Origin of the sequence: Paracoccus sulfuroxidans (assembly GCF_007830335.1) — a bacterium.
In the GTDB taxonomy this organism is placed as follows: Bacteria; Pseudomonadota; Alphaproteobacteria; order Rhodobacterales; family Rhodobacteraceae; genus Paracoccus; species Paracoccus sulfuroxidans.
This window is the reverse complement of sequence record NZ_VLKU01000015.1, coordinates 85,059-91,391: the sequence shown is the minus strand read 5'-3', so window position 1 is coordinate 91,391 and position 6,333 is coordinate 85,059. Positions and strand designations below refer to the sequence as shown.

3 protein-coding genes and 6 pseudogenes are annotated in these 6,333 nt (G+C 57.9%); 3 read left to right on the top strand and 6 right to left on the bottom strand.

Going from position 1 to position 6,333, the window contains the following annotated elements:
• The 3 pseudogenes from IQ24_RS18825 to IQ24_RS20640 all read right to left on the bottom strand — a co-directional run.
• Positions 1-373: pseudogene (locus IQ24_RS18825) on the bottom strand (transposase); the annotation flags it as partial.
• Between the two features lie 53 nt (positions 374-426).
• Positions 427-693 (bottom strand): annotated as a pseudogene (locus IQ24_RS18820) (helix-turn-helix domain-containing protein); the annotation flags it as partial.
• A 132-nt stretch (positions 694-825) separates the two neighbouring features.
• Positions 826-942 (bottom strand): annotated as a pseudogene (locus tag IQ24_RS20640) (transposase); the annotation flags it as partial.
• A 59-nt stretch (positions 943-1,001) separates the two neighbouring features.
• Here IQ24_RS20640 and IQ24_RS18815 point away from each other — a divergent pair.
• The 3 pseudogenes from IQ24_RS18815 to IQ24_RS18805 form a co-directional block, all read left to right on the top strand.
• Positions 1,002-1,711 (top strand): annotated as a pseudogene (locus IQ24_RS18815) (integrase core domain-containing protein); the annotation flags it as partial.
• Between the two features lie 41 nt (positions 1,712-1,752).
• Positions 1,753-2,091: pseudogene (locus IQ24_RS18810) on the top strand (hypothetical protein); the annotation flags it as partial.
• Positions 2,092-2,142: 51 nt separating this feature from the next.
• Positions 2,143-2,358 (top strand): annotated as a pseudogene (locus tag IQ24_RS18805) (integrase core domain-containing protein); the annotation flags it as partial.
• Between the two features lie 109 nt (positions 2,359-2,467).
• Here IQ24_RS18805 and IQ24_RS18800 read toward each other — a convergent pair.
• From IQ24_RS18800 to IQ24_RS18790, 3 genes are read right to left on the bottom strand one after another with little or no spacing between them, the layout of a single operon-like run.
• Positions 2,468-3,109, bottom strand: a complete 642-nt coding sequence (locus IQ24_RS18800; RefSeq protein WP_145399878.1) for an imm11 family protein — start codon at positions 3,107-3,109, stop codon at positions 2,468-2,470.
• Complete coding sequence (locus tag IQ24_RS18795) at positions 3,106-5,136, bottom strand: AHH domain-containing protein (RefSeq protein ID WP_145399876.1); 2,031 nt, start codon at positions 5,134-5,136, stop codon at positions 3,106-3,108. Before IQ24_RS18795 ends, IQ24_RS18800 begins: the two co-directional genes overlap by 4 nt.
• 1 nt (position 5,137) lies before the next feature.
• The gene (locus IQ24_RS18790; protein WP_145399873.1) at positions 5,138-6,220 is read right to left on the bottom strand and encodes a DUF4123 domain-containing protein; all 1,083 of its coding nucleotides are present in this window, start codon (positions 6,218-6,220) and stop codon (positions 5,138-5,140) included.
• Positions 6,221-6,333 lie beyond the last annotated feature (113 nt).

Here is a 6,333-nt window from a genome sequence, read left to right as displayed (position 1 = left end):
GAACGACACCATCACTTCGACCGGCGGTCGAGCTCCGCCAGCGCAAAATATGCGCTCGCCTTGCGCAGGATCTCCCTCGCCATGGTCTCTCGGACCAGTGGCGTTCCCATGGCTCGACTTGGCGCAGTTCCCGGTTCTCACATTCCAGGGCCTTCATGCGATCCGACATCTCACTCGAAACTCCCGGCCGCTTGCCGCTATCGACCTCGGCCTTCTTGACCCAATCGTTCAGGGTCTGGGGCGCATCGCCAATCTTCGCCGCGATCGACATGGCTGCCTGCCAGCGCGATCCATGCTGACCCTCATTGTCGAGGACCAAGCGCACCGCACGTTCGCGCACTTCGGGGGAAAGCTTGTTCGTTGTCTTGCTCATGATGCTCCATCCTACTCAGGAGTTGAAGCCTCCGGTAAACCCGGCGCGGTTCAAAGAGCCACGAGATCAGCGTGAAGCCGTGTCAGCGGACGGCGCTGCTTACGTGATTTGGACGCCTCGGTCTTCAGCCAAGCCGCAAGCTTGTCCGCAAAAGGATCAAGCTTGCTCGGACGCTCAGGAGCCGCGAACTTCGGCTCGACCGTGCCAGAGTTCAGATACTTCTTGATGGTGTTGCGCGACAAACCAGTGCGACGTGCGATCTCCCGGATCGGCAGCCTCTCGCGTAGGACCATCCGCCGGATGACATTCAAAAGTCCCATGTGGATCACTCCTCGGTCCCCGTCGCTCGCTGCGTTGGGAGAAGGGTCATATGGGCCAATTCTCAATGAAAATTATGCCGGATACCGGGTCACGTATCGACGGAAATCAACACACCGTCGAGCAGGGCTCGTTTCCGTCGGATGCAACCCGAACCGGCTTGCTAGCTCGGCGGCCGTCTCCTCGCCTTTCAGGGCTTCCAGCGCGACCTTCGCCTTGAACTCTGGCGCGTGCTGTTTCCGTTTCGACATCTCTGATCTCCTTCTCGTCGAAGATCAGCAGACTGCAAATCGTAGCTTATGTCAGTGTCCGAAAATCGGGGGGTAGCTCACTATGCTTCCTGCATATGCGCAACGTCCAGGGGCACCCGTGGAACCATAAGCGCGTCCACCGGATCTACTGCGAGCTGGAGTTGAACCTGCGGATCACGCCCCGCCGGAGGATCAAGCGCGACAAACCCGATGAACTCAGCGTCCCTGAGGCACCGAACACCGTCTGGTCAATGGAATTCGCTGCGCGGACCTTCGGTTCATGGCTGATCGCTTGGCCGATGGTCGCCAGTTCCGGCTCTTGAATGTGCTGGACGACTTCAACCGTGAGGGCCTGGGCATCGAGGTCGACTTCTCGCTCCCGGCTGAGCGGGTGGTTCGGTCGCTGAACCAGATCATCGAGTGGCGCGGGACGCCGCTCGCGATAAGGGTGGAGTTGTCCGTGATTGCGCCATTGGTTCGAGCAACCACTGGCGACGGCCCAGAATACATCAGCTCCACGCTGATGATCTGGGCCGAAAAGCAGGGCATTGCTCTCAATCACATCCAGCCCGGAAAGCCCCAGCAGAACGCTTATGTCGAGCGTTACAACAGGACCGTCCGGCATGAATGGCTGGACCTCTACATCTTTGAAACCATCGAGGAGGCGCAGGAGATCGCAACCGACTGGCTATGGACTTACAGCAATGAGCGCCCCAACATGGGCATAGGCGTCATCACACCCGCCCAGAAACTGAAGATGGCTGCCTGAAGTCTACTTCAGCACCACGTTAAAACGGGGAGGATTGCCGCGGCACGGCAATCATACCCATCCGCAGAAACGGCCGCCTGTGGAAGGAGGACTGTCCTGCCGCCAGAGCCCGCGACGATATACCTCACGCGCGACCAGGCGCTTCGGTCGCTCCACCTGGAAGCAATGGACCAACTATCATGTCCGAAGTCGGATCGAGGCGAAGATGACCTCGCAGGTTCTCTCGAACCTGTGGCGTTTACCTGCTCGACCTCAAATTCTTCAGCGAGCGGATCGCCTCACGCGATCCCGATCGTCAGACCGCTGAAATCCAGATCCGTATCGCACTTATGAACTGCTTCAACGCACTCGGCATTGCGGATATTGAGCGCGTAGCTTGAACACGATGGGGAAAGGGGGATGTCCCACACCGCTCGGATTTCTGCAAGAAAGCCCCTTCGGAAAATGGCTATTGTGAGAGCTTCAACGCCCGATTCCGCGACGAGGTGCTGAATGGGGAAGTCTTCTACAACCTCCGCGCGGCGCAGATCCTGATCGAATAATGGAGGAAGCATTACAACACGAAACGCCCCCACAGCGCATTGGGCTATCGTCCACCAGCCCCGGAAACCAGCGTCCCGATGGACCAAAGGCCCGTCATGCATTAACTTTCAATATAGACAACTCAGGTGGCGCGGATCACCGGACGCTCAATCACTATCGAGGTGCTTCTGGCCGCAGGAGGGCGGATTTATCACTCCGAACCTACTTTGAGCATTAGAACATTTCCTGCCCCTGGATATATTCGCTCAAACGAAATAGACGCGCGCCTGATGTCAGTTTCTTCTCCAGAAGCTCGGCGACCAGTTTTTCATGCAGAAGAACGGGCAGTTGGTCCAACCTGTCGAGGCTGATGATCATTCTCTGCGCTTCAGGGGTCAGGCCCAATTCAGCATCATTCAACACAATCTGTGTCAGTGAAGCACCCAAATCGACGTCGGGATCAAATGGAATGAGATAGGTGGACTTTTCACGGTCCCAGACGTCCAGATGTCGCATCATATGCAGGAAATACAGGGGCTCGACATAGGTGCGGTCGATGGTCTCCAGAATGGCAGGATAAAGCTCGAACGACGCGTTCTGATATTCCACCATGACATTGCGCACCGCCTCGGACACAAGGACGACCGGGCCGGTGATGATGAAGTGGCCGATTTCGCCCGGAAGATTATCGGCGACACGCATATCGAACATGTCCATGCGGAAGCGCATCGGAATGCCCAACCGGATCGGATCCGGATCGAACAGCCGGTCGGAGGTATCGTCATTCGCGGCCTCGGCCCCGGCATATAACGGCCGGTCGTCGACTGTGGCGTAGTCTCGCAGCAGGATGAAATATTGCTCGGTCAATGGGGTCAATGTGCTGGCCTTATCATATAGGGAATCGAGAGCGTGCCCGAGTTGATACCAGGCGCATGATTGCGGTTATGGCTGCAGGTCACGCCGGCCGCATGTTTAACGGAATCGACATTGGCACAGCCGACCTGGCTGAGTGCGGCGAAGTCGCGGGCAACGCTGGTCAATGGCAGGGTAAAGATATTGATCTGTGCGGCAAGCCTTGCGCTGACCCTGTCGACATCGGGCTGGATTCTGTTCGGGTTGCCTTGCTTGCAGTATTTGCTCAGGTTCGCCAGGATCAGCGCAAGGTTCGCGGCAACCTGAATGTGATAATTGTACCCGCCGAAGCGATGATCACTGCGATGCAGCTGACATTTGAGATGGCAGGCGAGCGAGCCCTTGCTGGGGATCAAAGACAGGTTTTCGACCACGTTGATCTGATAGCCCAAGCGCTCGAAATTCCTGGCCTTGGTGGTGGTCTTCATCCCTTCCGCCGATACTAGGTGATGGGCCTGAGTGTCGCCAACCAGCAATGTGCTGCCGATACTTGAGGTCGTCCGCAGCGTGTGCGTCATGATTCTGCTGCGATAGCTGCCATCCTTGCTGGTGTTGCCATTGGGGAAGTTGGGGCTGATCGCGGGATGCCCCCGTTTCCCAAGCTCTGCCCCGCAATTGCGGCAACGCCGTTCATCGTCCCGCTGATCTCTTCGCTGATGTCCACGCCCGCGCGGTGGCACGGTCACGCGGCTGTTCTGAATGGTTCCGCGTCGTCGGGCTTTGACGGCCAGGCGCGCCAGCTCGATCACCTTTTCCATGATATTGTCGATCCAGCCGATAATCCTGCGGAAATGTTCGAGGATGGTTCCGCCCATTTTTGCCCATTTTGCCGCTCGCGCCGCCAGCAAAGGGCCCACGATGGCCGTTGCGCCGCCCACTGTCGCACCTTCGGCAAGGCCGCAGATCAGGGTGATGATCGCGCTGATGGAAAGCTCGATCGCGATCACCGCGACAGAGACGGCCCCCCAACGCGCCCAGACATGAGGAGGGATCGCCGCAACAAGACCCGAGACGAAGGCCAGAAGATGTTTGGGAACATTGGTAAAGCCCACCACCTCAAGCACCATCTGCCAGTTTTCGGCATTGTTCATGATGGCGTCGGTCCAGGCCTGCCGCGCCACCGGATCATCGATCAGATCCAGCAAAGTGGTGCGGCAGAAATGCTCGATTTCATCCCAGTTCCCGGACATGAAATCACCAATGAATTTCGTGATTGCCGCGATATTGTTCAGGATCGCCATCGTGCCCGCATAAAGCTTCTGGGCCTTCCCGGGCAGGCTTCGGACGAATTCGCCGGTCTTCTGCGCGGTCGCCCGCGCGGCCTCCCACACGATCTCGGCGGTCCTGCCGATATTGTCGGGATGAAGCGCGGTCGCAAGCTCTCCCAGCCCTTCGACGATCGAATCCCAAGCCTTTGAGAATGTTTCGCCTATCATCGACCAGAAGTCGCCTTCTTCGTCGAACCAGTTGTCCATTCCCTCGACGAAGCCGTCGAAGGAGTTCGAAAGCAGCAGTTCTGCTTTGCCGGTGCTTGTGGCGTTGTTCCACTCTGCCCAGTTCTGGGGCAGGGTCCCGCCAGCCCGGAATTCCGCCAGCTTGGTCTGGATGAGCGTACGAAGGGCCTCTTCCTTCGCAATGACGGCAGACTCCTCTTCCTCAAGCGTCAGTTCGAAAGCCAGATCACCCGAAGGGGCGTTCTTATGCTCAAAGGTTCCAAGCTGGGCATACTCTGCGGCCGTGAGGGGGTCGCCCGGTCGCTTGCCGATATCGGCAAGCGATTTCAGCCGGTTTTCCTCAATCACCTTGCCTTTGTGAAGCAGACGAAATTTCGCCCCAGCCATCGGCGTCGACCAGTTGTCGCCATAGCGGGCTGACAGGATCACACTGCCCGAGCAGCTTTGGGCATCCTGCTTGATGCTTCCCGCGTACCGCGTGGCCGCAACATGCTGCAACCGTTCCGAAATTCCGCCAACCAAGCCACCGTCTGCCATACTATCCCACCAGTACCTTCAATACAGCCTCGAACTCCGAGAACTTTTGCTGTTCCGACATCCGCGAATTGAGAATGTCGTAGAGCCGCGAATCCGGCGCGCGCTGCTCGAACCCGTGCCCCCATAACGCGTCCCATGCCGCGAAATGGAAAAGATATCGCCCGTCCGAGACGCCGAACCGTTCCATCCGATCCAGTGTTTGCTGGACTGACCACTCAAGGTCATGTTGTTCGCGGTCTTGCAGTTCCTGCGGCAACAGCATTTTCAGGTCCCGTGCCATCTCGCGAATATTCTGCAGCAGCACCTTGTCGCGAAACGGTCGGCGATCACGTTCCGTCAGGCGGAAGGCAAGCCGCGTATCCGGAGCGACGAGGACGTCATTTGTAGGCCTGAAAATCCGTGCAGAGCCATCGCTCAGTATCGTCACGATCCGAAGGATGGGGTAGCCGTTGTTTGGAAGGAACCAGTTCTGCAGCCGTTCCGGCCAGTCACGAATGCCGGAGAGATATGTCTCCATCACGTCGGAATCGTTGAAGCGAAAATAAAATACCCGACCCTCGTCATCGCCTGATTTCGTGAAACGGCGGAAATGGTCAGCCAAGGTGTCGATGGACGCCCGCGAACGCAGGTAAATGCCCGGTCGCAGGTCCCATAGATCACCGGGCTGGTTCGCTTGCGTGAAAAGGCTGCGGGTGAAGCCGTGGTCAGGCAGAAGCCGGACGATCCATGGGGCGACATGGTGCCATTTCTCGAAGGCTTCGCCCCGGTAAAGACAGCGATGCTCCAACCCCGAGGCCTCCAGCCGTTCCGGCAGATGCAGCACTTTCGTAGCGTCCAGAACGGCGTAGCACGCCGGATCAGGCAGCTTTTGTCCCAATGCATCGGCGCACACGATTTCTGTTGGATTGGGCTCAATCGCCCCAAACAGGGGATCGGCCAGAGCGACAGGAGCAGAACGCCGGTCGTCTACCCCGAACTGCGCCCCCAGCGGGGTAATCTTGTTCAGCGATGCGATATGAAGAAATGCCCGAGGTCCACCGGCGTGTGGTGCGACCTGCCAGCGTGTAGGTGCATCTTCAAGCATAAAAGGGGACCAAGCAATCTGAACGGCTGGACGATAGCACGCGCATGCTCGCGCGCAACTTAAACCTTATTTGGAAGAGGCAGAAAGATCTGCTATTTTCGCACGATCTGTGA

Coding starts and splice junctions, on each gene's coding strand:
- IQ24_RS18795 (WP_145399876.1), bottom strand. CDS start 5,136: ATGGCAGACGGTGGCTTGGTTGGCGGAATTTCGGAACGGTTGCAGCAT.
- IQ24_RS18790 (WP_145399873.1), bottom strand. CDS start 6,220: ATGCTTGAAGATGCACCTACACGCTGGCAGGTCGCACCACACGCCGGT.